The following is a 23,159-nucleotide window of genomic DNA, read 5'->3' as shown; positions in this document are numbered from 1 at the left end:
AGACTCTGGGTGTTCGCTCCGGGCCGTGGGCGACGAGGGCCGAACAGGTGGAGTGTGGGCGCACACGAAACGTCGGGGTTCGTGACAGCCCCGGCGACCGTCCGAGAGGAGCTGCCATGACGTCGACCAACGCGACGAGTGAACTGCACGAGATCCTGGGACAGCGGCTGGAGGGCGGTGGGACCTGGGCCTGGGCGTACGCCGACGTCTCCGGCAACGTGGACGACCCGAGACGGCAGGCGGCGCTGCGGCTCCGTGTCGTCGAGGAGGCGCTCCGGAAGCAGGGCGCGGTCGACGACGTGGTCGACCTCGTCGCCGGCGAGTTCGAGCAGGCACCGGGGGTCCCGTCGCCCGTCACCCGGTACGTCCTCGTGCACGACGGCACGCTCGTGATCAGCGAGGTGCTCCCCGGCACGCTGCACGGCCCGGAGTCCGTCGGGGTCGGCGACGTCCCCGACCTCGTCCCGCTGGTCGCCCACCGTCCGGTCGACCTGCCGTTCCTGGTGGTCCACGCCGGCAAGGAGGGCGGGGCGTTCCGCGCCTACCGACTCGGCCACGCACCGCTGTCGCACGACGAGCAGCAGGTGCAGGGACACAACGACACGCTGCACTACGCCAAGGCGGGGACGGGCTGGAAGCAGCCGCACTGGCAGCAGCACACCGAGGAGATCTGGAAGCAGAACTCCGCCGAGACCGCGGCTGCCGTCGACGAGGCCGTCCGGACCCTCCGGCCGGGACTCGTCGTGGTGGCCGGGGACGTCACCGCACGCGAGCTCCTCGTGAAGGCGCTGTCGTCGGAGACCCGCGGGCTCACCTCCGTCTTCCCGGGGGACCCCCGCGCGGACGCCGCGTCGAAGCAGGCCTTCGTCGAGCACGTCGAGACCGCTCTCGCCCGTGTGGTGGCCACCCGACGGCACGACCTCGAGCAGCTGCTCCGCACCCACGTCGGCCGTGGTGACAACCTCGCCGTGACGGGGCTCGGCGCCGTCGTCGGGGCACTGCAGCAGGCGCAGGGCGCGGTCGTCGCGCTCGACGCGGTGGCCGTCGGGGACAAGACGCTCCTCGCGCTCGCCGGAGCCCCGTGGGTCGCGACCGCGCCGGAGCAGGCCGGCGGGACGCCCGTGATCGGGGCGGTACCGGCCGTGTGCGCGCTCGTCCGCGCGGCCGTCCTGACCGACGCGGAGCTCGTGCTCGTCAACGCCGCGTCGCTGCCGGGCGGGGTCGCCGCGGCCGCGCTGCTGCGGTGGCCGGTCGGTCCGGCCGTCCCCGCCTGATCCCGGCCCGGGGCGGGCCCGGTCGCGGGCCCGCTCCCGAGCGCGCCCAGTCGGAACGTGCGTACCTGGTCGGAACCGGCGTACCTGGTCGGAACGGGCGTCCCTGGTCGATCCGTTCGACCCGGTACGCCCGTTCCGGCTCCCCATCGCAAGCGTTCTGGGAAGTCTCAGTCCTGCAGGGACCGGTCGCGCCGGGGGACCAACGGCAGCGCCAGCAGCGGCAGCACCCCGACGACCCCGAACGACGCCGCGAACCCGACCGCCCCGACGAGCGCACCGATCCCGGGGCCGACGGCGCTCGCCGCGATGAACTGCCCGGTGTTCTGCGCCCCGAGCGCGCGTCCCGACCAGAACGGTCCGGCAGCCTCGGCGACCGACGTGTATGCCAGGCCGTTGTCCGCGACGGTCACGCTCGTCGCGACGACCAAGAACACCGCGGCGGCCGCGAGGTGCGTGGCGTCCACCAGGGCCAGCAGCCCCATCACCGCCGCGGCGCTCACGGCGACGATCCGCAGGGGGCCGACCCGGGACGCGGCGCGGTCGCTCCAGGCGCCGACGAGGATCCGGCCGATCGCCCCGACGAACTGCGAGGCGCCGACGAGCAGCCCGGCGGCCGGGGTCGACCAGCCGAGGCCGACGAGCCACACCAGCCCGTAGGTCGACAGCGTGAACTGCGGCACGACCAGCAGGACCGACACGGCGTGGATCCGCCAGAGGAAGCCGTCCGCGCGGTACGGGTTCGCGACGTGCGCCACCGGGGCTTCGGCGCGGGACGGCCTCGGCGGGTTCCGGATGCCGATCGCGCAGGCGACGGCGAGCACGGCGCACAGCAGGATCGGCAGGACGAGGGCCGCACGGAGGCCCACCGCCTCGGCCAGCTGCGGGACCGTGACCGCCGCGAGCGTCACCCCGAGGGGCTGCGACATCTGCCGGATCCCCATCGCCAGTCCGCGCCGCTCCTTCGGGAACCACCCGACGACGACCCGGCCGCTCGCGGCGTTCGTCGAGGCGCTCGTCATGCCCGCGGCGAGGAAGGCCAGGCCGAGCAGCACGGGGTTGCCCGCAGCAGCCCAGGCGCCGACGACCGCCAGGGTCGTGAGGACGAGCCCGCCCGCGATGACCACGCGTTCGCCGATGCGGTCGGTGACCGCACCCCACGCGATGAGCGTGAGGACCATGCCGAACGTCGGTGCCGCGGCGAGGAGCCCCGCGAGGGCGAGCGGCGTGCCGTGCGCGTGCAGGAACGGGATGAGCAGGGCGGGTGCGGACACCACGAGGGTGCCGGCCGCCTGGGCGGCGACGCCGAGAGCGAGCATCGTCCAGGCGCGCGTGGTGGAGGTCACGGAGTCGTCCCGTCGTGGAACTGATTGGTATACCACAACGGTATACCATCCGGACCCGAACGCCGCTAGGCTGGATCGCCGTGACCGAGACGACCGAACCAGCGCCCGTGTCGCAGACGAGCCAGCTCTACGACAACCTCCGTGCCGCGATCCTCACGCTCGAGATCGCCCCGGGGGAGCGCATCTCCGAACGCGGGCTCGAAGCGCGGTTCCACGCCTCGCGGACCCCGGTCCGGGCGGCGCTCTCGAGGCTCGAGCGCGAGGGGCTCATCCTGCACGAGGGGCGCTCGTGGACGGTCACGCCGATCGACCTCGACGAGATCGCGTCGCTCGCGGAACTCCGGGGCGTCCTCGAGCCCGCCGCCGCCCGGCTCGCCGTGGAGCGGGCGTCCGGCGCGCAGCTCGACGAGGTCCGCGCGCACCTCGACAGCCTCCGACCGACCCCGGACCGGCAGGCCGGCATCCGGATGGGCTCGACGTTCCACCTCGACCTCGCAGCGCTCGGCGGCAACCGGTTCATCACCGACGCCATCGCCGACGCGCTCACCCGCCTGGAGCGCACGCGGTGGATCGAGGTGCGCACGCCCGAGGCACGCGACGCGGCGTGGGAGGAGCACAGCGCCATCATCGACGCCGTGCGCGCAGGCGACGCCGACCGCGCGGCCGAGCTGTTGGCGGCACACGTCGCGGGCACGAACGATCGACTGCTGGCGTGGATCGCGCAGGAGCGCCGGCGGCTGCGGGGTGCCGGGATGGCGATCGTGGGCAGCACCGAACGCTGACGCGCCGACCGGGCGTCGGCGCGACGGACGTGCCGACCGGGCGGTGACGCGACGGACCTTCCGGCCGGGCGCTGACGCGACACACCTGCCGACCGCGCGCTGACGCGACGCATGCCGACCGCACGCTGACGGGACGGACGTGTCTGGGCGCGACCGTCCGGTCTGGCGCGGTGCGCGGCGGACCCGCACCGCGCCTCCGCGGACCGCTACGGTTTCGTCGCGCCGTCCTCGGCCGAGTCGATCTGGTCGAAGATCCAGGCGTTGCCGCCGTCGGAGTGGTCGAGCAGTGCGTCGCGCACCTCGGCCTCGTCGGTGGTGAGCCGGATCGCGCTCTTGCTGCCGGACCGTGTCGATTGGGACATCGCGTCTTCTCCTGTGTGTGTGGGCACCGTGGCGGTGCGCTTCCTCACGGGACGTGCTGAGGTCGTGACAGTGTGGCGCGCCTTGTCCGGATCGCGCAAGGGGTTTCCGGCACATGTGGGAAAGTCCCGGTGGGCTCCATGCCTAGGATGGTCCGGCCGCGCGGCTCGCGGCACGCGAGCAGCGGACGTCGGACGGGAGGCACGGCTTGGCCGAGCAGCGCACCGCACCTCCCACGGTCTACGACGTGGCATCCGCGGCGGGCGTCTCCATCGCCACCGTGTCGCGCGTGCTCCGCACGCCCGACGCCGTCCGTGAGGGCACTCGCGACCGCGTCCAGGCGGCCATCCGGACGCTCGGGTACGTCCCTTCCGGCAACGCACGCGCGCTCGCGGGCAAGCGCACCGGCGTGGTCGGTCTGCTGCTGCCGGGGTTCGACGTCGTGCCGGACGAGCGGCCGGACCTGGTGACCGACGGTGGTGTCCGGGTCGTCGACGACCGGCGGCACGTGACGCAGCCGTTCTCCTCCAACCTGTACTTCGACGAGGTCCTGCGCGGTGCCGAGACCGAGGCCTGGCAGCGCGGGCTCGCGCTGATGGTGGCGGCGGGGCGGGGCTCCTCCCGGGATGTCATCGTCAACGACGTCGCCGGCCGGGTCGACGGACTCGCGGTCCTCGCGCAGACGGTCCCGGACGACCTGCTCGAGCACGTCGCCCGCCGGATCCCGGTCGTCGTGCTCGCGGACGACCGGCGCTCGCACGGCTTCGACTCGGTGAGCGTCGACAACGCCGCGGGTATGCGGACGCTCGGCGCGCACGTCATCGGGCGGCTCGGCATCCGGTCGCTCGTGTACCTGGCGGGGCCGATCGACTCACCCGACGACATGGAGCGCTCGGCCGGGTTCCGACAGGCGCTCGACGACCACGGGGTCCCGGCGTCGTCGGTGCGCGTCGTGCACGGCGACTTCGGGCGTGCGCGGGCCCGGGAGCTCGCGGCGCAGCTGCTCGACGGGGACGCCGTCCCGCGGGCGATCGTCTGCTCGAACGACCAGTCGGCGCTCGGCGTGCTCGACGCCGCGGGGGCGCGGGGCGTCCGGGTGCCGGACGACCTCGTCGTGACCGGCTTCGACGGCATCGACGCGGGGCGGTTCTCGTCGCCCCGGCTGACCACCGTGCACCAGCCGATGGGGGAGCTCGGGCGTGCCGCGGTGCGGGCGATCGTGGACCGGCTGGAGCGGCGCGACGGGCCGCCGCGGGCGGTGCGCCTGCCGGTCGAGGTGCTGCTGCGGGAGAGCTGCCCCCCGGCGCTCTAGCCCGCCGGGTCCGCCCGCCCGCTCGCCGCTCCTCCCGCGCCTCCTGCCGGCCGGTCCTCCCGCTGGCCGGTCCTCCTGCTGGCTGTCCCTCCCGCGCGCCGCTGGGTACTGCTCGGCCATTCCTCCCGCGCGCCGCACCGTGCCGCCTTGCTCATCCCGTGCGCCGTTGCCCGCTCGGTGCGACCTTGTCGCGCCGCACGCAGCGCGCAACCCCGCACCGGCCGGCGAGTCCCGCACCGTGCGCCGCATCGACCGCCCCCGCAACCCCGCACCGGCCGACGAAGCCCGCACCGGCGCCGCGTCACTCGACCCCGCAACCGCGCACGGTGCGAGGCGGGGCTGCACCGCGCCTCCTGGCCCCAGCTGCCCGTTCGCGTCTCGATCGACCCGTCCACCCATCGCGGCCTCGTGCATCTCGCACTCGCCGCACCGCGCCGCCGTGCTCATCTCGTGCGGCGTTGCCCGCTGGGTGAGGCCCTGTCGCGCCGCACACAGCGTGCAACCTCGCACCGACCGACGGGGCCCGCACGGTGAGCCGCACCGGCCGCACCGACCGACGGGGCCTGCACCGTGCGCCACGCCGGCTGCACCGAGCGTCTCTCCGCCGGGGCGCCAGCACCCAAGTCCGCAACCGCGCCCACTCGCACTCGCACTCGCGCTCGCCGCACCGTGCCGCCGTGCTCATCCCGTGCGGCGTTGCTCGCTGTGTGCGGCCCTGTCGCGCCGCACACAGCGTGCAACCTCGCACCGGCCGATGGAGCCCGCACGGTGCGCCGCGCCCACCCGGCCTCGCGCTGGACCCGCGCCCGCCACCCGCGCCCGCCCCGCACCCACCCACCCCCGCATCCACCCGGCTCCGCGCACACCTCCGCCCCGCACCCGTACCGCCCCGGGAAACAACCCGCACGGTTGCGCGCCGCGATGTAAGCGCATACATTGTCTCCGTACCGACTCGACACGGAGGTCGACCGAGCAATGACGCTTCCCCCACAGCGCGTCCCAGCGCGCGCCCCGGGCACCCGCCGGGGACGGCGAGGCCGCCTCATCGCGGCCATCGCCGGCATCGCGGTCGTGGCCCTCGCGGCCACCGGCTGCAGCATCCAGGTCCGCTCCCAGCCGGACCCGAGCATCGGCAAGGACACCATGCTCATCAACGCGGACCACGGCAACCCGCTGTTCGACCGCAACTTCAACCCGTACATCGCCAACGCCCGCACGGCGAGCAAGTGGATGTACGAGCCGCTCATCGAGATCAACCCGCTCGACGGCAAGGGCACCCCGTGGCTCGCGAGCAGCTGGAGCCAGCCGGACGCCCGCACGATCGACATGACGATCCGCAAGGGCGTCGAGTGGTCGGATGGCTCGCCGTTCAGCGCGAAGGACGTCGTCTTCACGTTCGACCTGCTCAAGAAGTTCCCGGCGATGGACGTCAAGGGCGCCTGGCAGCACATCGACCGCATCGAGAGCAAGGACGGCCACGTCGTCTTCCACCTCAAGAGCGACGACGTGCCGAGCCTCAACATCATCGGCGCGACGTACATCCTGGGTGCGAAGCACTACGGCGGCGTGAAGGACCCGACGACGTGGCGTGACCCGAACCCCGTCGGGACCGGCCCGTTCGTGCTCGGCAACTACACCGACCAGCAGTACTCGATGGACAAGAACCCGCGGTACTGGCAGGCCGACAAGATCGCCATCAAGCACCTCATCCTCCCGGCGACGAACACGCAGCTCGACACGGTCACGCGCGGCTACGACTGGGCGTACTCCTTCATCTCCGACGTGAAGGGCACCTGGGGAGCGGCGTCGAAGACCAACACCTGGTGGTTCCCCGCCGGCGGTGTCATCGGCCTCATCCCGAACCTGACGAAGGCGCCGTACAACGACGTCAACGTCCGGAAGGGCATCTCGCTCGCACTCGACCGCGACGACATCGCCGAGACGGCCACCGAGGGCAACCTGGCGGCAGCCGGCCAGACGGGCCTGATCCTGCCGAACCAGGAGCAGTACCTCAACGGATCGATCCCCGACAAGGGCTTGGTCGCGCAGGACGTCGACGCCGCGAAGCGCGCGTTCGCGAAGTCCGGCTACACCGAGCAAGACGGCAAGCTCGTCAAGGACGGCAAGCAGCTCACGATCACGATCATGACCGCGAACGGCTACTCGGACTGGCTCCGTGCCGCGCAGACCGTGCAGCGCAACCTCACGGCGATCGGCATCAAGGTGTCGATCCAGGCGCCGCAGCCCGCGGGCTACCAGTCGAACCTCAACAACGGTCAGTTCGACATGGCGATGGGCGGCATGGGCAACGGCGACGTCTACCAGGCGTTCAACTCGCTGCTGAGCTCGGACTTCTACCAGCCGGTCGGCAAGTCGACGGTGAACAACTACGAGCGGTACCAGAACGCCGTCACCCAGAAGCTCCTCGACGAGTACAAGGCGACGACGGACACCGCGAAACAGCAGGAGATCCTCGACCAGCTCCAGGAGATCGTGTACGACGACCTGCCCGTGATCGGCATGTACTACGGCGGACTCTGGGGCCTGTTCAACACCGGCAAGTTCGTCGGCTGGCCGAGCGCCGAGGACCCGTACATGGCGCCGCAGAACTACGACTCGGCTCCGCTGCTGATCTTCTCGAAGCTGCGGCTCCGTGACAGCGCAGCGGGCAAGCAGATCCTGCAGGAGCAGAAGGCCCAGGAGGACCAGCAGTGAAGTACATCCTCCAGAAACTCGTCCTCTTCGTCCTGACCCTCTGGGCCGCGGTCACGCTGAACTTCGTGCTCCCGCGACTCATGCCGGGCAGCCCGACCGACGCCGCACTGGCGAAGCTCAGCCAGAACGGGCCCGTCACCGACGCCACCAAGAAGGCCATCGAGGCGCAGCTCGGCGTCCCGAGCGGCAACCTCTGGGACCAGTACGTCAGCTACCTGCACCAGGTCATCACCCTCGACTTCGGCACGAGCTACACGTTCTACCCGCAGCCCGTCGGTGACCTCGTCGCCCAGGCCCTGCCCTACACGCTCATCCTCGTCGGCGTGGTGACGATCCTCGCCTTCGTCCTCGGCACCCTCATCGGCGTCGGCGCAGCGTGGAAGCGCGGCACCTGGCTCGACTCCCTGCCGACGCTGTCCGGATCGTTCATGTCGACGTTCCCCTACTTCTGGACGGCGCTCCTGCTGCTGTTCTTCCTCGGCTACGTCCTGCACTGGTTCCCGACCACGGGTGCCTACTCCGCGACGACGACCCCCGGCCTCAGCGGGGCGTTCCTCGGAGACGCGCTGCAGCACGCGGTCCTGCCGGCGGTCACGATCCTCGTGACGAGCCTCGGCGGCTGGATCATCGGCATGCGCAACGCCATGATCAACACGCTCGGCGACGACTACGTGACCTTCGCCGAGGCGAACGGCCTGCGCGGGCGCACGGTCGCGGTCCGGTACGCGGCGCGCAACGCGATCCTGCCGAACCTGACCGGCTTCGGTCTGGCGCTCGGTGGCGTGGTCGGCGGGTCCGTCCTGGTCGAGCAGGTGTTCGGCTACCCGGGCATCGGCTACCTGCTGTTCAACGCCGTGATCGGGCAGGACTACCCGCTCATGCAGGCCCTCTTCCTGATGATCACCGTGTCGGTGCTCATCGCCAACTTCATCGTGGACGTCCTGTACGGCGTCCTGGACCCGAGGACGCGCCGATGACCACGACGAAAGCACCGGACACGACGGTGGCAGTACGCACCCAGCAAGAACAAGCAGCCCCGTCCAAGCTCAAGGCCGCCGCCCGCCAGTTCGGCGTCGTCTGGTCGAACACCAAGGCCCGGATCGGCATCATCATCCTCGGCGTCTTCGTCGTGGTCGCGCTCGCCGCCCCGCTCCTCGCCCCCTACGGCGCGAGCCAGAACGGGTTCGCCCGGAGCGCCGACGCCACCTGGGCGCACTGGATGGGCACGACCGCCGCAGGCGAGGACGTCCTCTCCCAGATCATCTACGGCGCGAGGATCTCGGTCCTCGTCGGCGCCGTCGCGGGCCTGCTGTCCACGCTCGTCGCGGTCGCGATCGGCCTGAGCTGGGGCTACGTCCGGGGCTGGATCGCCGAGGTCATCGGGTTCATCGTGAACCTCTTCCTCGTCATCCCGGGCCTCCCGCTCATGATCGTCATCGCGGCGTACCTGCAGAACGGCGGCATCGCGGTCATCATCGCGGTGATCGTGGTCACCGGCTGGGCCTGGGGCGCGCGCGTCCTGCGCAGCCAGACGCAGTCGCTCCGCGGTCGTGACTTCGTGACCGCGGCCCAGTTCTCCGGCGACGGCGCGACGCGCATCGTGTTCCGCGAGATCCTCCCGAACATGACGAGCCTCATCGTCGGCTCGTTCTTCGGTGCGGCGACGAGCGCCATCCTCGCCGAGGCGGGCCTCGAGTTCCTCGGACTCGGCGACTCGTCCATCGTCAGCTGGGGCACGATCCTCTACTGGGCGCAGAACTCGAACGCGCTGCTCACCGGCCAGTGGATCCTGCTGTTCGCCCCGGGTCTCTGCATCGCCCTCCTCGCGATGAGCCTGACCCTGATCAACTTCGGCGTCGACGCCGTGTCCAACCCGCGACTGCGCGACGGCGCGCGTCGCAAGCGCAAGGAGGCCACCGCATGAGCGGCGCACCCACGCACGCATCGGACGGCCTGGAGGCGCGGAACGGCGCCGCCACGCGCCTCCCGTCCGACCCGCACCGCGCCACGAGCGTGACGCAGGACGTCCTGCTGGACGTCCGCGACCTGTCGGTCGTGTACGAATCGGCCGGCCAGGAGGCCGTCCAGGCCGTCGACCACGTGTCCTTCAGCCTGCGGAAGGGCGAGTTCGTCGGCCTGGTCGGCGAGTCCGGCTCGGGCAAGTCGACCCTCGGCTACGCGCTGACCCGACTGCAGAAACCGCCGGCGCGTACGAACGGCGGCAGCATCGTCTTCGGCGGACACGACATCCGCGACCTCGACGAGGAAGCCCTCCGGCAGCAGCGCCAGGGCGGCTTCGCGATGGTGCTGCAGTCCGGCATGAACGCGCTCAACCCGGTGCGGACCATCCGCAACCACTTCATCGACGTGTTCAAGGCGCACGGCCACGTGTCGCGGGACCGCTGGGACGCCCGGATGAAGGAGCTCATCGAGAAGGTGAAGCTGCCGACGTCGATGCTCGCCCGGTTCCCCGGGGAGCTTTCCGGCGGCATGCGGCAGCGCGTCTCGATCGCCCTCGCGCTGTCGCTGGAACCGCAGCTCATGGTGTTCGACGAGCCGACCACCGCGCTCGACGTCCTCGTGCAGCACGCCGTGATGGACACGATCATCGAGCTGCAGCAGTCCGAGGGGTTCACGGCCATCCTGATCAGCCACGACCTCGGCATCGTCCTCGAGGCGACCGAGCGCGTGCTCGTCATGCACGAGGGGCGGATCGTCGAGGACGGCGGCTCGAAGGAGATCCTGCGCGACCCGCAGGACGACTACACGAAGATGCTGCTGTCGCACTACGCCGACCCGCGCGCCGAGGTCGTGAGCCTGCCCGGGTTCCCCGATCGGTCGCAGCGCTCGTCCGACGGGGCGACGCGGCAGGAGACGACGAGCTCGTTCAGCACGGTCGGGTCCCGTGAGCGCAGTGCGGCACGCAACCCGATCGTCGTCGACCACCTCGTGAAGACGTACCCGGCACCCCGCCGCGGCGAGCAGCCGGTGCAGGCGGTGCGCGACGTGTCGTTCACCCTCGAGCCCGGGCAGTCGCTCGCCCTCGTCGGGCAGTCCGGCTCGGGCAAGTCCACGATCGCGAAGCTGCTGACCGGCGTCGAGAAGCCGACGTCGGGCACGGTCCGGTTCGGCGACACGGACGTCGCGAAGCTCGGGCGCCGCGGCCTCAAGGACCTCCGCTCCGAGGTCCAGATGGTGTTCCAGGACCCGTACTCGGCGCTCAACCCGCTGCACACGGTCGAGTACACGCTGTCCCGGCCGATCGCGAACTTCACGGACCTCCGTGGACGCGATGCCCGACGGCGGGTGCTCGAGCTGCTCGAGACCGTCGGCCTGACCCCGGTGGAGCAGTTCGCGCAGAAGCTGCCGCACCAGCTCTCGGGCGGCCAGCGGCAGCGCGTGGTCATCGCCCGGGCGCTGGCGAGCGACCCGCAGGTCATCATCGCCGACGAGCCGGTCTCGATGCTCGACGTGACGCTCCGCGCCGGGGTGCTCGCCCTGCTCGAGGACCTCAGCGAGCAGTGGGGCGTCTCGCTCCTCTACATCACGCACGACCTGCTGAGTGCGCGCCTCATCACCGACGACATCATGGTGCTGCACGACGGCGCCGTGGTCGAGCGGGGGCACACGGCCGAGGTGCTGCAGCACCCGCAGGACGACTACACCGTGGCGTTGCTCGACGCCGTGCCGAACCCGCGGAGGACACTGCTGGCATGAGCACCCTCCACGACTTCCCGACGGTCCCGCCGTTCGGCCACCTGCCCACCCCCGACGGCGTCGACGTCGTCGGCATCGACCTCCCCGTCGGTCGGCTCACCGCCTACCGCGTCGTGCCGTCCGGGCCCAGCAAGGGCGTCGTGCTCGTCGTCCCCGGGTACACCGGGTCGAAGGAGGACTGGCGGACGTTCATGCCGCTCCTCCGCGACGCCGGCTGGACCGCGGTCGCGATCACCCGGCGTGGGCAGGCCGACTCGGCGCGGGCGTCCGGACCCGCGGGCTACACGCTCGACGAGGAAGCGGCCGACGTCGTCCGGGTGGCACGACTGCTCGACGACGGCGCGCCGGTGCACCTGATCGGCCACTCGCTCGGCGGCGTGATCGTGCGCGAGGCTGCGATCGCCGACCCGAGCGCGTTCCGCGACGTCGTGCAGTTCTGCTCCGGTCCGTACGGCTGGCCCTACCGCAAGGTGACCGAGCTGACGATCCTGCACGACACCGCCGGCAACCTCCGCCAGCTCTTCGACTCGACGAACCCGCTCTGGGCGTACCGGCCCGACGAGGAGCTCCCCGACGACCCCCGCTTCGTCCGCGACCGCTTCGACGCGCACGACCCCGCGAGCGTCGTCGCCGGCGGGCACATCCTCGAGGACCACACCGACTCGTCCGCCGAGCTCCGCGCCACCGGGCTGCCGGTGCTCGTGACGCACGGCGAGTGGGACGGCGCCTGGCCGATCCCGTGGCAGCGGCAGATGGCGCTCGACACGGGCGCCGCCTACGAGGTCATCCCGGAGAGCTACCACGGTCCCCAGGTCGAGAACCCGACGGCGACGCTCGCGGTCTTCGACACCTTCATGAGTCAGCACTGACCTGACCGAGCACGCACCGAAAGGCACCATCATCACCACGCTGCAGTTCCCCGACGGCTTCCTCTGGGGCGCCGCCACCGCCGCCCACCAGATCGAGGGCAACAACGTCAACAGCAACTGGTGGGTGCACGAGCACGAGCCCGACACCACCATCGTCGAACCCTCCGGGGACGCGGCGGACAGCTACCACCGCTACCGCGAGGACATCCGGATCGCCGCCGACCTCGGCCTGAACTCCTACCGGTTCAGCATCGAGTGGGCGCGCATCGAGCCCGAGCGTGGCTTCGTGTCCCGCGCGGAGATCGACCACTACCGCCGCATGGTCGAGGCCTGCCACGAGTTCGGCATCGAGCCGATCGTCACGCTCATGCACTTCACCGTTCCCCGCTGGTTCGAGCGCGACGGCTTCTGGCGCGCCCCCGACGCCGCCGACCTGTTCGCCCGCTACACCGAGGCGGCCCTCCCCGTCGTCCAGGACGGCGTGCGCTACGTCTGCACGATCAACGAGCCGAACATCGCCGCGATGCTCGCCGGGGGAGAGGATGCCCGGAACCTCGTCGCATACGGCCTGCCGAACCCGGACCTCGGCGTCGCCGACGCCCTGCTCGCTTCGCACAAGCGGTCGCGAGAGGTCCTCTCGCAGGTGTCCGACCTGCAGTCCGGCTGGACGATCGCGACGCAGGCGTTCCGGTCGAACGGGGAGCCGGGTGCCGACGAGATGCTCCGCGAGTACGGGTACCCGCGCGACGACTGGTACCTCGAGAACGCCGCCGGGGACGACTTCCTCGGCGTCCAGGCGTACACCCGCACCTTCATCGGCCCGTCCGGCCCGTTGCCCGTCGCCGATGACGTCGAGACGACCCTGACCGGCTGGGAGTTCTACCCCGAGGCCTCGGCCGACGGACTCCGCAGCGCGTGGGAGCTCTCCGGCCACGTCCCGCTGATGATCACCGAGAACGGCATCGCCACCGCCGACGACTCCCGCCGGGTGGCCTACACGCAGGGCGCCCTCGAGGGGATCCACCGCTGCATCGAGGACGGCATCGAAGTCCTCGGCTACCAGCACTGGTCGCTCCTCGACAACTACGAGTGGGCGTCGGGCTTCCGCCCGACCTTCGGACTCGTCGCCTGGGACCCGGAGACGTTCGAGCGCACGCCGAAGGACTCGGCGCACTGGTACGGGCGGGTCGCCGCCGCCAACGCGCTCACCGTCTGAGCAGCGACCGGACAGCGGACGGGAGGCGGGGGGGGGGGGGGGGCCCCCCCCCCCCCCCCCCCCCCCGCTGTGCGCGGCCCCGGGCGGGGGGGGGGGGGGGGGGGGGCGGGCGGCCACCGCGCCTCCCGTCTCGCCCTAGTCGCCCTGGTCCGTGTCGTGCGCCGGCCGGTCGAACCAGGCCAGGAGGACCTCCTCCGCCTTCCGCGCACCTCGTTCGTGGGCGATGTCCATCGCGGTCCGCCCCGCGGCGTCCTCGACCCGGACGTCCGCCCCGCGTTCCAGCAGCGCCTCGGTCGTGCCGCGGTTGTCGAACCACACCGCGGCGTGCAACGGCGCGAAGCCCCACCGCGGGTCGACCTCGTCGATCCCGGCTGGGTCCTGACCGATGCCGTCCAGCGCCAGGGAGAGCCCGCCGACGTCGCCGTGCGCTGCCGCACGCACCGCGGGGGTCGCCCACTCGACCCAGCCGTCCGGCACCGGGCCCCGCCAGCCGTGCACGGGGCGACGCTCGAGGTCGGACCAGACCGCCTCGTCCACCGGCCGGACCTCGATCACGACGTCGCGGAAGTGGACGGCGAGCTCGCCGGTCGGGGAGACGAGCAGCCGGAGCTCCCAGACGTCCGCGTCGACGTGCGCGATCTCGCCGCGTGAGACGTGGACGTCACCGGCCAGCAGGTCGAGTGCGTCCGTGTCGCCGGGGTCGAGCACGGCCCGGTCGAACCGGAGCGAGACCCGCGCGTGGTTCCAGCGCCGCCAGAGGCCGTCCGGGGTGTCCAGGACCTCGTCGTTCCGCACGACGAAGACCGCGTGCACGGTGTGGGTCGGTGTCGCGTCGACGCCGGCGTCCCCGTGCCGGCCGGCCTCCTCGATCCGCCAGCTCTGCACGCGCGACTCGCTCCACGTCACCGAGGCGAGCGCGGCGATCGAGGGCGGTGCGTCGGTGACCAGGCGCGCGAGGTGCTCGGGGTAGCCGTCGACGTCCTCGAGGGAGACGTACCCGACGGCGGGCCAGCCAACTCGACTCCATCGCACACGTCGACCTTAGGGGCATCACACGTGCTTTGGAATCGCACTTGATATTTCTCATACCGATATGTAATCTTGGAGGGCAGCCACGAGAGACAGGAACAGCAGATGCCCTCGCACCCGAACGCCTCCGCAGCACCGACCGCGACCATCGCGCCGACCGCCTCGCTCGGCGACGGCGTCCGCGTCTGGGACGGCTCGCACGTCGAGGCCGGTGCCGTCATCGGCGCCGAGACCCTCGTCGGTCGCGGGGTGACGATCGGCGCCGGCGTCGTCGTCGGCGCCCGCTGCAAGATCCAGAACGCCGCCCTCGTCTACGGCCCGGCCGTCCTCGGCGCCGGTGTCTTCATCGGCCCCGGTGCCGTGCTCACGAACGACAACGTGCCCCGCGCCGTCAACCCCGACGGCACCAAGCAGGACGCGTCCGACTGGCAGCCCACCGCCGTCGTCGTCGAGGACGGCGCGTCGATCGGCGCCGGCGCGATCTGCGTCGCCCCGGTCCACGTCGGCCGCTGGGCGATGGTCGCCGCGGGTGCCGTGGTGACCCACGACGTCCCGGACCACGCACTCGTCGCCGGTGTGCCGGCCCGCCGCATCGGCTGGGTCGGACGCACCGGTGCCCGACTCGTCGCCTCCGCAGGCGACGCACTGACCTGCCCCGCAACGGGCGACCGCTTCCGGCTCTCCGCAGCCGGCGACTAGATCGAGGTGTCCCGATGACCCCCGTGCAGACCACCGCACCGCTCCGCACCACCCCCGACCTCATCCCCGCGGCCAAGCCGCTCATCGGCCAGGACGAACGTCGCGCCGTCGATGCCGTCCTCGCCTCGGGCGGGCTCGCCCAGGGTCCCGAGGTCGCCGCGTTCGAGCGCGAGTTCGGCCAGGTGCTCGTCGAAGGACGCTCCGTCGTCGCCGTCAACAGCGGCACCGCGGCGCTGCACCTCGCGCTCGTCGCCCTCGGCATCGGTCCCGGCGACGAGGTGATCGTCCCCTCGTTCACCTTCGCGGCCACCGCCAACGCGGTCCGGCTCGTCGGTGCCACCCCGGTCTTCGTCGACATCGACCCGGTCTCCTACTGCGTCGACCCCGCCGCCGTCCGCCGCGCGGTCACGCCGGCCACCCGTGCCCTCATGCCGGTGCACCTCTACGGACACCCGGCCGACATGACGGCCCTGGCCGCGATCGCCGCCGAGCACGACCTGCTCGTGGTCGAGGACGCGGCCCAGGCCCACGGCGCCCGCTGGGCCGGCCGGCGGGTCGGCAGCACGTCCGACGCCAGCGCCTTCAGCCTCTACCCGACGAAGAACATGACGGCGGGCGAGGGCGGCATGGTGTCCACGACCTCGCCCGAGGTCGACCGCACGCTGCGACTCCTCCGCAACCAGGGCATGGAGCAGCGCTACGCGAACGAGGTCATCGGCTTCAACGCCCGGATGTCCGACATCCACGCCGCCATCGGCCGCGTCCAGCTCGGCAAGGTGCTCAGCTGGACGGCGCAGCGCCAGGCCAACGCGGCCTACCTCGCCCGTGAACTCCGCGGCGTGGTCGTGCCGACGGTGCACCCCGACGCCGAGCACGTCTTCCACCAGTTCGTCGTCCGTGTCCCCGAGGACCGCGACGGCCTGGCCGAGGCGCTCCGCTCGGAGTTCGGCGTCGGCACCGGCGTGTACTACCCGACCCCGGTCCACCGCCTGCCCTCGTTCGGCCTCGAGCTCGACCTGCCCGAGACCGAGCGCGCTGCCGGCGAGGTCCTGGCGCTGCCGGTCTACCCGACGCTCACGCTCGCCCAGCTCGACCGCATCGTCGACGGCGTCAACACCCTCGTGGGAGCAGGCCGATGACCGCCCGCGTCCTCCGGGCCGGCGTGATCGGTCTCGGCATGATGGGCCGCCACCACGCCCGCGTGCTCCAGTCGGTCGAAGGTGTCGAGTTCGTCGGCGCCGCCGATGCCCTCGGCGACCGCCACGGCGCAGCAGGGAGCGCGCCCGTCGTCGCGACCGTGCAGGAGCTCGTCGCGCTCGGGATCGACACGGCCGTCGTGGCCGTCCCCACCGCCTTCCACGAAGCGGTCGGGCTCGAACTCGCCGCCGCCGGGGTCCACGCCCTCATCGAGAAGCCGGTCGCGGTCGACGAACAGGCCGCCGCGCGACTCGTCAGCGCGTTCGACGCCGCCGGACTCGTCGGCGCCGTCGGACACATCGAGCGCTACAACCCGGCGCTCCGCGCACTCCGCACCCGGCTCGACGCCGGCGAGCTCGGCGAGGTCTACCAGATCGCGACCCGTCGGCAGGGGCCGTTCCCGGCACGCATCGCCGACGTCGGCGTGGTGAAGGACCTCGCGACCCACGACATCGACGCGACCGCGTGGATCGCCCGGTCGCCGTTCGTCCACGTCGGCGCGCTCGCCTGCACCAAGAGCGGTCGCCCGCACGAGGACCTCGTGACCGTCACCGGGCAGCTCGCGGACGGCACCGTCACCTCGCACCTGGTCAACTGGCTGACGCCGTTCAAGGAGCGGCTCATCGTCGTGACCGGCGAGCGCGGGGCCTTCGTCGCCGACACGCTGCACGCCGACCTCACGTTCCACGAGAACGGGACCACCGCCACCGCCTGGGACCAGGTCGCGGCCTTCCGCGGGGTCGCCGAGGGGGCGAGCACCCGCTTCGCGATCGAGAAGCGCGAGCCGCTGCTCGTCGAGCACGAGGCGTTCCGCGACGCCGTCCTCGGACGCGGAGACGACATCGTGACGCTCGCCGAGGGTGCCCGCACGGTCGCCGTCGCCGAGGCCGTGCTCCGTTCCGCGCAGACCCGCACCGCACTCCACCTCGCGGCCTGACCGCACCCGCCCGCACCCGTCCGCACCGGACCACCAGAACCCGTCCCGGCCCCGCCGGAGAGAGCAGCACACCATGAACGTCGTCGTCGTCGGCCTCGGCAAGATCGGCCTCCCGCTGGCCGTCCAGTACGCCCGATCGGGCGCGACCGTCACCGGACTCGACGTGGCACCCGCCGTCGTCGAGTCGGTGAACGCCGCGGTCGAACCCTTCCCCGGTGAGCACGGGCTCGCCGCCGGCCTCGCCGAGGTCGTCCCCGCCGGGATGCTCCGCGCCACCACCGACCCCGCCGACGCGATCCCGACGGCCGACGTCGTCGTGGTCGTCGTGCCGCTCTTCGTCGGCCAGGACGGTGCCCCCGACTTCGGCTGGATGGACGCTGCGACGGAGTCGATCGGCGCGCACCTCCGCCCCGGCACGCTCGTCGCCTACGAGACCACGCTGCCGGTCGGCACCACCCGCACCCGGTGGGCGCCGATGCTCGAGCGCGCCTCCGGGCTCACCGAGGGCCGCGACTTCCACGTCGTGTTCTCGCCGGAGCGGGTGCTCACCGGGCGGGTCTTCGCGGACCTCCGGCGCTACCCGAAGCTCATCGGTGCGCTCTCCGGAGCCGGAGCCGACCTCGCCGACGACTTCTACCGGGCGGTCCTGCAGTTCGACGACCGGTCCGACCTGCCGCGCCGGAACGGCGTGTGGGACCTCGGGTCCGCCGAGGCCGCCGAGATGGCGAAGCTCGCCGAGACGACCTTCCGCGACGTCAACATCGCGCTCGCCAACGAGTTCGCGGTGTTCGCCGGGCGGAACGACATCGACGTCGCCAAGGTGATCGAGGCCTGCAACTCGCAGCCGTACAGCCACATCCACCAGCCGGGCATCGCCGTCGGCGGCCACTGCATCCCGGTCTACCCGCAGCTCTACCTCTGGAACGACCCGGACGCCACCGTGGTGCGCGCCGCCCGTGCGCGGAACCAGGCGATGCCCGACCACGCGGTCGACCTCCTCGCGCGCCTCCACGGCGACCTCGCGGGCCAGCGTGTCGTCGTGCTCGGTGCCGCCTACCGCGGGGGCGTCAAGGAGACCGCGTTCTCCGGGGTCTACGGCACGGTCACCGCGCTCGAGCAGCGCGGTGCGACGGTCACGGTCTCCGACCCGCTGTACTCCTCGTCGGAGCTCGAGCGGCTCGGCTTCACGGCGCACGTGCCGGGGGAGCCGGTCGACGCAGCGGTGGTCCAGGCCGACCACGCCGAGTACCGGACGATGGACCACGGCTCCCTGCCGGGCGTCCGCACCGTCGTCGACGGTCGACGCGTCCTCGACACGGCCAAGTGGGACTGCGTCGTCGTCGCCATCGGGGCACCTGCCGCGAACTGACATGCAACATGTGCAGAACTGCCGTCCGGGAGGTCTGCGCACCTAGCCTGCGGTCATGGACTCCAGGCCCCGTCCGTTCGACATCGTGCACGTGTCGAGCGCCCATCCGTGGACGGACAACCGTGTGCACCTCCGATCCGCAGCCACCGCGGCCGCGACCGGGTACCGGACCGCTCTGGTCGCCGTCTCGACCGACGGCCGCGCCGATCGTGACTGGGACGACCCCGATCCGACGACGGGCGTCTACGTCCGACGGCTCCGACGGCGACGACGCGCCGCCCGAGTGACGCTCTCGACCGCCCAGGCCGTCCGAGCGGCGTGGTCGTCCCGTGCCCGGGTCGTGCACCTGCACGACCCGGAACTCCTCTGGTCGGTACCGCTCCTGCGTGCGGCCGGTCGCGCGGTCGTCTACGACGCGCACGAAGACCTCCCCGCCCAGGTCGCCGGCAAGGAGTACCTCGGCCGGGCTGGTCGACGGCTCGCCGTGCCGATCGCGCACGCTGCGATCGCCGTGGCACGCCGAGCCTCGTTCGTGGTCGCGGCGACCCCGACGATCGCGGAACGGTTCGATCCGAGGTCGACCGAGGTGGTCCGGAACTTCCCCCGGCTCCGAGCGGTCGACCACGGGCTCCCGCCGTCCCAGCGCCGACGACGCATCGCCTACCTCGGTGCGTTGAACCGTGACCGCGGGCTGTCGGTCGTGACGGCGCTCGCCGACTCCCTGCACCGGGCACCCGGGTGGTCGCTCGTCGTCGCCGGGCAGATCGATGCGGCCGTCGATCGCCGCGCCTTCGACGCACAGATCGCGACCGGGCGGATCGCCTACGCCGGCGTCCTCGCTCCCGATGCGGCACGCGACGTGTTGCTCGATGCGCGCATCGGGATCGTCCCCCTCCTACCGACGCCGGCGTTCCGGACCTCGATCCCGACGAAGCTCCTCGAGTACCTCGCGGCCGGTCTGGCCGTGATCGCGACCGACGTCCCCGCCTGGCGTGCGCTCGTCGACGGCTTCGACTGTGTGACGTGGGTCCCACCGGATGACCCGGAGGCGATCCTCCGCGCCGTTCAGGCGTACGACGACGACCCGGCGCTGCTCGACCGACACGGTCGTGCGGCGGCCGAGGCCGCTCGCACCCGGCTGCACTGGGGACGCGAGTCGGGGCGGCTCACGGGGGTCTACCGCCGCCTGGGCCTCCCGGACCCGATCGGGGGCCTTTCTTATGGCATGTGATATTCTGTATCTCGACGGCCACGCAACGATGGTCGAGGACGGAAGGTCGACCCATGCGCCGGATCAGGACGCGCCGAGTCACGGCACGGAGACTGCCCGCCGTCGCGGTGATCCTGTCGGGCACGCTGATCGGGCAGGGGACCGTCATCGCCGTGTCGCCACTGCTGACGCGCGCGTACGGGCCGTCGGACTTCGGCGCGCTCGCGGTGATCACGGCCCTGTGCTCGATCCTCGGCGCGTTCGCCACCACGGGGACGGACCGCGCGCTGATGGTCGCCCCGACGGATCGCGCGGTGCGGCACCTCGTGCTCTTCGGACTGATGACCTCGGCCGTCGTCGCGGGAGCCGTCGGGGCGGCGGCCTGGTCCTTCCGGGACGCCCTCGCCGCGGGCTTCGACGCCCCGTCGCTCGCGGAGCTCTGGTGGCTCTTCCCCCTGACGACCGTCGCGATCAGTGCCTTCCGGATCGTGAGCGCGACCGTCGCGCGACGACAGCGCTACACCGACCTGGCCACCCGGAACGCGGTGCAAGGGCTGACACAGACCGCGTGGAACCTGCTCGCCGCACCGCTCGGACCCGTCGGCCTGCTCGCTGGCCTGTCGGTGGGCCGACTGGCGGGGGTGCTCGGCTCCCTGCCCGGATCCCGTCGCCGCATGCTCGAGGCGTCGGCGTCGGCGTCGGCGTCGGCGTCGGCGTCGGCGTCGGCGTCGGCGTCGGCGTCGGCGTCGGCGTCGGCACCCGCTTCGGTGTCCGTGTCGCGGTCGGACCGCATGGCGGCGACGCTCGGCGCACACCGGCGGTTCCTGCTCGTGACGCCCTGGTCCGCGCTCCTCAACGTCCTCGGGCAGCAGGGACCCAGTGTCCTCATCGCCCTCGCCCTGGGCAGCACGTCGGCCGGGTACGTCGCCCTCACGATGCGTGTGCTTGGTACACCCGTCGGCATGCTGGCGGACGCGGTCGCGCAGTGGTCCGGCGGCGTGTTCGGGCGCTCGGTCCGCTCCGGCACACCGGTGGACCGGCTGCTCAGACGGATCGTGCTGCGGCTGGCGGTCGCGGGTGCCGCCGGGACACTCCTCGTCCTCGTCTTCGCACCGACGGCGTTCTCGGTCGTCTTCGGCTCGCAATGGACGCTGTCGGGCACCTACGCCCAGGTCCTCGTGCCGGCGTTCGCCGTGCAGGTCGTCGCGTCGCCGGTGACCCAGCTGCTCTCCCTGCTCGGCCGACAGCTGACGCAACTGTGGTGGGACGGCGGTCGACTGGTCCTGACGTCCGGCTCGGTCCTCGTGACGACCGCTGCAGGCGCGAGCCCCGGGGTGACGGTCGCCGCGCTGTCGGCATCGATGGTCGTCGCCTACGCCGTCGTCCTCGTCCTGGTGCGGCGAGCAGTCCGGGCGCACCGGATCGTCGCGACTTCGACTGTCCTGGCTCCTCCGGAGCCCGCACTCCCCGTTCGCTGACCCGGGTCGGCCGGACGCACCTCGGGAGCCTCCCGTGGTGACGCGGCGGCAGACCCTGCGAGCGATCGCGGTCAGCGCGACGGCGTCGGCGCTCGGCGCGGCTCCGACGCTCGCGCGGGTGGCGACGACTCCTGCGCCCGCTCCGGCGGCAGCGGTCCCCGTGGACGACGTCGACGCGGCGTCGCTGCACGAACTCGTCGAAGCGGCGGCCCCGTGGTCCACGGTCACCATCACCCGGGACTGGGTCGTCACCGAGTCGCTGGTCCTCACGTCGCCGATCACCCTGCGGTTCGCGGGCGGGTCGATCTCGACCGACGCGCACATCGCGGTCATCACGGTGCGCTCCTCCGACGTGCGCATCGACGAGCCCGTCCTCCGCGGTCGCGACGGGACGGTCTCGGGCCTCGGTCGCGGTGTGCACGCAGCCGGCACACCGGACGCTCCGCTGCGGAACATCGAGATCCGCGGCGGCTCGATCAGCGGCCACTCGCACGACGGCGTGCTGCTCGAGCACGTCGGATGGTTCGCCGTGAGCGGCGTCACGATCAGCGGCGTCGGGTACGCCGGAATCCTCATGTTCTCGTGCACGGACGGCGCCGTCAGCGGCAACCGGATCGACGAGGTGCACCAGCCGAGCCCGTACGTGAACTCGTACGGCATCGAGGCGGTCCGCGCGACGACCGCGGGGACCGATCGGTTTCCCCGCAGCGCGCGCATCACCATCAGCGACAACCTGGTGCGGGGCGTGCGGTCCTGGGAAGGGATCGACACGCACGGCGGTGAGGAGATCGTCATCCTCCGCAACCGGGTCGAGGACTGCCGTGTCGGCATCGCCCTCGTCCCGTCGAAGGACGAAGCGGATGCGTCGAAGACCAAGTACGCGCCGCTCGCGTGCGCGGTCATCGGCAACAGCGTCACCCGGTCCACGCGGGGAGCGGGGTCCGGGATCGTGGTGCGTGGAGCGGGGGAGACCGTCGACTCGCCGGCCGAGCGTGCCACCGGCGTCCTGCTGCGGAACGCGGTGTCCGGGTACGGCGACGCCGATCGGGACGCGCCGATCCTCGTGTACCTGACGAGGGACCTCATCGTGGCCGACAACGAGCTGCAGGGGTTCGGTCGGGCCATCTCGCTCTACCACTCCAACGCGGACGTGGCGGTCCAGCGCAACTCCGTGCTCGGGCTGGAACGGCTCGGGGCGGCGCGGAGCGTCGGGATCGCGGTCGTCGCTACCGCCAACTCCGGGATCGTGGCGGCCAACCAGGTGTCGGTGGGTGACGTGGGGCTGCAGTGCCGACTGGCGCCGAACGCGCTCCTCAGCGTCGCCAACACCTGGGGCGGAGCGGGCATGGATCCCGTGGTGGCCGCCGGCGACTCGGTGTTGCGGTTCCTCGACGGATGATGCGGTGTCGTCGGGACGGGTCGGGCGGGGCCGACGGGTCCGACGGGGCCGACGGGCCGACCGGGCCGAGCCCGACCAGGCCCGACCCAGCTGACCCGGCCGACCGGGCCGAACCCCACCAGCCCCGACCCCGCCGACCCCGCCGACCGGGCCGACCGGGCCGACCAGGCCGACCAGGCCGAGTCGGCTGGGTCCGGGCTCGGCCGGTTCGCGTCCATCGTTCTCCCGGCCCTCTGGCCGACCAGGGATGCGA

Annotated in this window: 19 protein-coding genes; 16 read left to right on the top strand and 3 right to left on the bottom strand. The window is 72.3% G+C overall.

What is annotated here, in order from left to right; genetic code table 11:
* Positions 1–116 precede the first annotated feature (116 nt).
* On the top strand, positions 117–1,274 hold the full coding sequence (locus ACNQOV_RS08305) for a hypothetical protein (RefSeq protein WP_416394103.1): 1,158 nt from the start codon (positions 117–119) through the stop codon (positions 1,272–1,274).
* Between the two features lie 167 nt (positions 1,275–1,441).
* On the opposite strand, the gene ACNQOV_RS08300 is transcribed toward ACNQOV_RS08305, so the two are convergent.
* On the bottom strand, positions 1,442–2,590 hold the full coding sequence (locus ACNQOV_RS08300; RefSeq protein WP_042723774.1) for an MFS transporter: 1,149 nt from the start codon (positions 2,588–2,590) through the stop codon (positions 1,442–1,444).
* A gap of 107 nt (positions 2,591–2,697) precedes the next feature.
* Between ACNQOV_RS08300 and ACNQOV_RS08295 the strand changes: the two genes are divergently transcribed.
* Positions 2,698–3,399, top strand: coding sequence for a GntR family transcriptional regulator (locus ACNQOV_RS08295; RefSeq protein ID WP_416394102.1), 702 nt, complete (start codon positions 2,698–2,700; stop codon positions 3,397–3,399).
* Positions 3,400–3,605: 206 nt separating this feature from the next.
* On the opposite strand, the gene ACNQOV_RS08290 is transcribed toward ACNQOV_RS08295, so the two are convergent.
* Positions 3,606–3,761 (bottom strand): hypothetical protein, encoded by a 156-nt coding sequence (locus ACNQOV_RS08290; RefSeq protein ID WP_022907498.1) that lies wholly within the window; start codon positions 3,759–3,761, stop codon positions 3,606–3,608.
* A 245-nt stretch (positions 3,762–4,006) separates the two neighbouring features.
* On the opposite strand from ACNQOV_RS08290, the gene ACNQOV_RS08285 reads away from it, so the two are divergent.
* The 7 genes from ACNQOV_RS08285 to ACNQOV_RS08255 all read left to right on the top strand — a co-directional run bounded on the left by ACNQOV_RS08285 (position 4,007) and on the right by ACNQOV_RS08255 (position 13,588).
* On the top strand, positions 4,007–5,071 hold the full coding sequence (locus tag ACNQOV_RS08285) for a LacI family DNA-binding transcriptional regulator (RefSeq protein ID WP_416394101.1): 1,065 nt from the start codon (positions 4,007–4,009) through the stop codon (positions 5,069–5,071).
* 975 nt (positions 5,072–6,046) lie between these two features.
* Positions 6,047–7,786 carry an ABC transporter substrate-binding protein gene (locus ACNQOV_RS08280; protein WP_416394100.1) on the top strand — a complete coding sequence of 580 codons (1,740 nt, stop codon included), beginning with the start codon at positions 6,047–6,049 and terminating at the stop codon, positions 7,784–7,786.
* On the top strand, positions 7,783–8,763 hold the full coding sequence (locus ACNQOV_RS08275) for an ABC transporter permease (protein WP_022907212.1): 981 nt from the start codon (positions 7,783–7,785) through the stop codon (positions 8,761–8,763). The genes ACNQOV_RS08280 and ACNQOV_RS08275 overlap by 4 nt, the downstream gene beginning before the upstream one ends.
* Positions 8,760–9,710: an ABC transporter permease gene (locus ACNQOV_RS08270; protein WP_416394099.1), complete on the top strand. Its 951-nt coding sequence runs from the start codon at positions 8,760–8,762 to the stop codon at positions 9,708–9,710. The genes ACNQOV_RS08275 and ACNQOV_RS08270 overlap by 4 nt, the downstream gene beginning before the upstream one ends.
* On the top strand, positions 9,707–11,503 hold the full coding sequence (locus tag ACNQOV_RS08265; protein ID WP_416394098.1) for an ABC transporter ATP-binding protein: 1,797 nt from the start codon (positions 9,707–9,709) through the stop codon (positions 11,501–11,503). Before ACNQOV_RS08270 ends, ACNQOV_RS08265 begins: the two co-directional genes overlap by 4 nt.
* Positions 11,500–12,372, top strand: coding sequence for an alpha/beta fold hydrolase (locus ACNQOV_RS08260; RefSeq protein ID WP_416394097.1), 873 nt, complete (start codon positions 11,500–11,502; stop codon positions 12,370–12,372). Before ACNQOV_RS08265 ends, ACNQOV_RS08260 begins: the two co-directional genes overlap by 4 nt.
* A 28-nt stretch (positions 12,373–12,400) precedes the next feature.
* The gene (locus ACNQOV_RS08255) at positions 12,401–13,588 is read left to right on the top strand and encodes a glycoside hydrolase family 1 protein (RefSeq protein ID WP_416394110.1); all 1,188 of its coding nucleotides are present in this window, start codon (positions 12,401–12,403) and stop codon (positions 13,586–13,588) included.
* Positions 13,589–13,723: 135 nt separating this feature from the next.
* Here ACNQOV_RS08255 and ACNQOV_RS08250 read toward each other — a convergent pair whose 3' ends face one another.
* Positions 13,724–14,620, bottom strand: a complete 897-nt coding sequence (locus ACNQOV_RS08250; RefSeq protein ID WP_402265340.1) for a hypothetical protein — start codon at positions 14,618–14,620, stop codon at positions 13,724–13,726.
* A gap of 102 nt (positions 14,621–14,722) precedes the next feature.
* Here ACNQOV_RS08250 and ACNQOV_RS08245 point away from each other — a divergent pair, with 102 nt between their 5' ends.
* The 7 genes from ACNQOV_RS08245 to ACNQOV_RS08215 all read left to right on the top strand — a co-directional run bounded on the left by ACNQOV_RS08245 (position 14,723) and on the right by ACNQOV_RS08215 (position 22,906).
* Positions 14,723–15,316: an acyltransferase gene (locus tag ACNQOV_RS08245; protein ID WP_416394096.1), complete on the top strand. Its 594-nt coding sequence runs from the start codon at positions 14,723–14,725 to the stop codon at positions 15,314–15,316.
* A 14-nt stretch (positions 15,317–15,330) separates the two neighbouring features.
* Positions 15,331–16,455 (top strand): DegT/DnrJ/EryC1/StrS family aminotransferase, encoded by a 1,125-nt coding sequence (locus tag ACNQOV_RS08240; protein ID WP_416394095.1) that lies wholly within the window; start codon positions 15,331–15,333, stop codon positions 16,453–16,455.
* Positions 16,452–17,450, top strand: a complete 999-nt coding sequence (locus ACNQOV_RS08235) for a Gfo/Idh/MocA family protein (RefSeq protein WP_402265331.1) — start codon at positions 16,452–16,454, stop codon at positions 17,448–17,450. The genes ACNQOV_RS08240 and ACNQOV_RS08235 overlap by 4 nt, the downstream gene beginning before the upstream one ends.
* A 73-nt stretch (positions 17,451–17,523) precedes the next feature.
* Positions 17,524–18,819 carry a nucleotide sugar dehydrogenase gene (locus tag ACNQOV_RS08230; protein ID WP_402265328.1) on the top strand — a complete coding sequence of 432 codons (1,296 nt, stop codon included), beginning with the start codon at positions 17,524–17,526 and terminating at the stop codon, positions 18,817–18,819.
* A gap of 55 nt (positions 18,820–18,874) precedes the next feature.
* Positions 18,875–20,050: a glycosyltransferase gene (locus tag ACNQOV_RS08225; protein WP_022908129.1), complete on the top strand. Its 1,176-nt coding sequence runs from the start codon at positions 18,875–18,877 to the stop codon at positions 20,048–20,050.
* Positions 20,051–20,103: 53 nt separating this feature from the next.
* Entirely contained in the window at positions 20,104–21,507 is a 1,404-nt protein-coding gene (locus ACNQOV_RS08220; RefSeq protein WP_416394094.1) for a lipopolysaccharide biosynthesis protein, read from the top strand.
* Positions 21,508–21,544: 37 nt separating this feature from the next.
* Positions 21,545–22,906, top strand: coding sequence for a right-handed parallel beta-helix repeat-containing protein (locus ACNQOV_RS08215; protein ID WP_187290465.1), 1,362 nt, complete (start codon positions 21,545–21,547; stop codon positions 22,904–22,906).
* Positions 22,907–23,159: the final 253 nt, after the last annotated feature.

Source organism: Curtobacterium sp. LFS084 (assembly GCF_047977705.1).
Taxonomy (GTDB): Bacteria; Actinomycetota; Actinomycetes; order Actinomycetales; family Microbacteriaceae; genus Curtobacterium.
The sequence above is the reverse complement of the archived record's forward strand: the minus strand, read 5'-3'. Positions and strand labels throughout refer to the sequence as shown.

Coding starts and splice junctions, on each gene's coding strand:
- ACNQOV_RS08240 (WP_416394095.1), top strand. CDS start 15,331: ATGACCCCCGTGCAGACCACCGCACCGCTCCGCACCACCCCCGACCTC.
- ACNQOV_RS08265 (WP_416394098.1), top strand. CDS start 9,707: ATGAGCGGCGCACCCACGCACGCATCGGACGGCCTGGAGGCGCGGAAC.
- ACNQOV_RS08260 (WP_416394097.1), top strand. CDS start 11,500: ATGAGCACCCTCCACGACTTCCCGACGGTCCCGCCGTTCGGCCACCTG.
- ACNQOV_RS08300 (WP_042723774.1), bottom strand. CDS start 2,590: ATGCTCGCTCTCGGCGTCGCCGCCCAGGCGGCCGGCACCCTCGTGGTG.
- ACNQOV_RS08235 (WP_402265331.1), top strand. CDS start 16,452: ATGACCGCCCGCGTCCTCCGGGCCGGCGTGATCGGTCTCGGCATGATG.
- ACNQOV_RS08280 (WP_416394100.1), top strand. CDS start 6,047: ATGACGCTTCCCCCACAGCGCGTCCCAGCGCGCGCCCCGGGCACCCGC.
- ACNQOV_RS08290 (WP_022907498.1), bottom strand. CDS start 3,761: ATGTCCCAATCGACACGGTCCGGCAGCAAGAGCGCGATCCGGCTCACC.
- ACNQOV_RS08245 (WP_416394096.1), top strand. CDS start 14,723: ATGCCCTCGCACCCGAACGCCTCCGCAGCACCGACCGCGACCATCGCG.
- ACNQOV_RS08225 (WP_022908129.1), top strand. CDS start 18,875: ATGGACTCCAGGCCCCGTCCGTTCGACATCGTGCACGTGTCGAGCGCC.
- ACNQOV_RS08305 (WP_416394103.1), top strand. CDS start 117: ATGACGTCGACCAACGCGACGAGTGAACTGCACGAGATCCTGGGACAG.
- ACNQOV_RS08230 (WP_402265328.1), top strand. CDS start 17,524: ATGAACGTCGTCGTCGTCGGCCTCGGCAAGATCGGCCTCCCGCTGGCC.
- ACNQOV_RS08220 (WP_416394094.1), top strand. CDS start 20,104: ATGCGCCGGATCAGGACGCGCCGAGTCACGGCACGGAGACTGCCCGCC.
- ACNQOV_RS08270 (WP_416394099.1), top strand. CDS start 8,760: ATGACCACGACGAAAGCACCGGACACGACGGTGGCAGTACGCACCCAG.